Below are 2,397 nucleotides of genomic sequence, written 5' to 3'. Positions count from 1 at the left end.
TCATCCCGAGGGCGGCGCCGAAGGATGCTCCCGCGAGCACGCCCAGGATGCCTGGTGAGACAAGAGGGTTCAAGAACATTGCCTGAAAGGCCGCCCCGGAGATGGACAGCGACGCTCCGACAAAGACGGCCGCCACGATACGGGGCAGGCGGATATTGAGGAGGATGTTCTCCAGGAGCTGCCTGTCGACGGACAGGTTCACGCCGGTATTGAATATCTTCCAGAGGAAGAACCCGCAGACGTCTTCGATGCTCACCGGGTACTTGCCCAGCACCAGTGAGACGAGTACGGCAATAACGAGGGCACAGGCGAGTCCCATGATGACGAGCCCCGTTCTCACGGCGGCAGGACCCTGTTCATCTCTTTCATTCCTTTTCCCACCACATCACCGCCCATCGGGTTATTCTCCTGTAATCGAGGACCCACCTGCCGTTCTTCGGCACGAGGTGCTTTCGTAGATAACTGCCAAGGTCTTCCCTCTCCCCCTTTGTCAGTTTTCCGAGGAAGTGCTCGTAGTACGCGAGGGCCTCGTCGCTGTCACGAAAGGATTCCGTCCGCAGGTCCTTGATGATGAACAGGTTGGCGTAGATGCCGAGCTGGTGCAGGAGGTTGTAAGTGTATATGTAGTCCGGCCCGGGAGTGAGTCGCCTCCCGACAGCCTCATAGATCATGCGGTCATGAGGCCCGTCCCCAACGATGGTGGAAATGTAGACGCGTTCCCGGGCCGCACCGTTCAATTTCATGACAGCCTTCCGGAGATCCTCGACGACGAGACAGCGCGACGCGATCACTACGTCGTACTCGCCGATGTCCCGGGAACTCCAGTCATCCTCCCAGCTCGCTTTGATCGTTCTGACGTTCTCTATACTCTGTGCCCGGCATTGTTCCTCGAGACCTTCGAGCATGCGGGGGGAAAAATCGACGGCGGTTATCCTCCTGACATACCGCGACAGGGGGATCGTCAGCGCGCCCGTCCCGCAGCCCATGTCCAGCACGGTCCAGCAGCGCCTGGGTCGCATTATCTTGAGGAAATCCTCGGAGTAGTTCGATTCCCAGGGTTTCTTGAAGAAGTTGCGGGCCTTTTCGTTCCAGAAGGTGACGTCCCGTTTCTTCACGGACCTTTTCGCGCTCTCCTTCTTCCAGACCTCGTTCCAGTCAATTGCCGCATCTCTCATCGGGCTATCCTGTCTTCACGCCTTTTTCCGCCAGTAGGTCCTGCCTTCCGAGCAGGGCCTGCAGAGGATCCTGCCGCCGTCGCGCACCTCCCGCATATCCATGATCCTTTCCCCGCAGGAGGAACACGTGACGATCCTGAGAGGTTTACCGGGCATGTCCTCGGGCCTCAAGTCCACGTCGACCTCCTCAAGCTCGAACAGGTCCTCGGCGGGCATCGTGGCGTATTTCTCGGTGTGGGGTTCCGCTTCGATCATTTCCCGCGTGTACTCCTTGTCCGGATCGATCGTCCTGTCCTTTGCCACGATGCGGACGGCCTTGCCCGTGGCGAGGTTGATGAAGGTCGCAGCCATCTTGCCGTAGTCCAGTATCTTCATCGTTCTCTTTCCGGGATGGCATCCCGTCACGGCCAGGATAGCGTCGGTAGCGCAGCGGTCCGTCTCGATGAAGACGATGAGGTTCTTCCGGTCCTTTCCCATGGGGTCATCGATGCCGACAGCCTTGAGCCCGAGAATGGACATTCGGGTACCCAGCGTGATCCCCGCACAAAGGCCACCATGGAAGAGTGACGCCCTTTCAAGGCATTCCTGCAGATCGAGATGGTTTGTGCTCATTTCTCCTCCTGGCGGTGTTTGTCGTTGAGGCAGGCAGGGACCGCATGGCGGCTAGAACTTGTAGACGAGGTTACTGAAAAAGCTTCTCCCCGCCTCGGGATAACCCTCTGCAAGTGAATAATCCCTGTCGAATATGTTCGAGCATCCGCCCTCGATGGTCAGGCCCTTAAGGAACTCATAGGCCGCCTTGAAATTGGCGACCGCGAAGGCCCTCGCCACTTCGATGCCGTCGGAGGAGCTGTATCGCTGGGAATTGTACTCCACGTCCGCGGTGAGGGCGAGGCCCTTAAGGGGAGTGTACTTCGCATAAGCAGCCAGCTTGTGCTTCGGGATGTCCGTTATCCTCGTCGAGTCGGTCCTGTTGTCGGACCAGATGTAGGTGTAGTTGAAGCCTCCGTTCAGGTTCGTGACGACGGTGCCCGAGACATCGAGTTCGGCACCGTATCTCCTCACGTCACCGATGTTCTGGTTCTGGTTCAGCGTGGTCTTGGGCTTTGCAGGATTGGGGACCTTGACCTGCATCACCATGTCGGTCACGTCGGAGTAAAAAACAGCGGTTTTGAGGCCGATCTTCTTGAAGAATGTGTCGTGGTACCCCAGTTCGTAGTTG

Annotated in this window: 4 protein-coding genes; all 4 read right to left on the bottom strand. The window is 58.1% G+C overall.

Annotated elements, in window-relative coordinates; all coding sequences use genetic code 11:
• The coding region (locus tag GXX82_09025) for an iron ABC transporter permease (protein ID NLT23176.1) at positions 1–319 on the bottom strand (319 nt) is incomplete at its 3' end.
• 46 nt (positions 320–365) lie between these two features.
• Complete coding sequence (locus GXX82_09020) at positions 366–1,175, bottom strand: class I SAM-dependent methyltransferase (GenBank protein NLT23175.1); 810 nt, start codon at positions 1,173–1,175, stop codon at positions 366–368.
• A 15-nt stretch (positions 1,176–1,190) separates the two neighbouring features.
• A complete protein-coding gene (locus GXX82_09015) occupies positions 1,191–1,787 on the bottom strand; it encodes a formylmethanofuran dehydrogenase (GenBank protein NLT23174.1) in 597 nt (198 codons plus the stop codon).
• Positions 1,788–1,838: 51 nt separating this feature from the next.
• The coding region (locus GXX82_09010; GenBank protein ID NLT23173.1) for a TonB-dependent receptor at positions 1,839–2,397 on the bottom strand (559 nt) is incomplete at its 5' end.

The sequence above is a fragment of the Syntrophorhabdus sp. genome, assembly GCA_012719415.1.
GTDB lineage: Bacteria > Desulfobacterota > Syntrophorhabdia > Syntrophorhabdales > Syntrophorhabdaceae > Delta-02.
The sequence above is the reverse complement of the archived record's forward strand: the minus strand, read 5'-3'. Positions and strand labels throughout refer to the sequence as shown.

What these genes read in the sequence shown, in the direction of transcription:
- GXX82_09020 (NLT23175.1), bottom strand. Translation starts at nt 1,175, where the DNA reads ATGAGAGATGCGGCAATTGACTGGAACGAGGTCTGGAAGAAGGAGAGC.
- GXX82_09015 (NLT23174.1), bottom strand. Translation starts at nt 1,787, where the DNA reads ATGAGCACAAACCATCTCGATCTGCAGGAATGCCTTGAAAGGGCGTCA.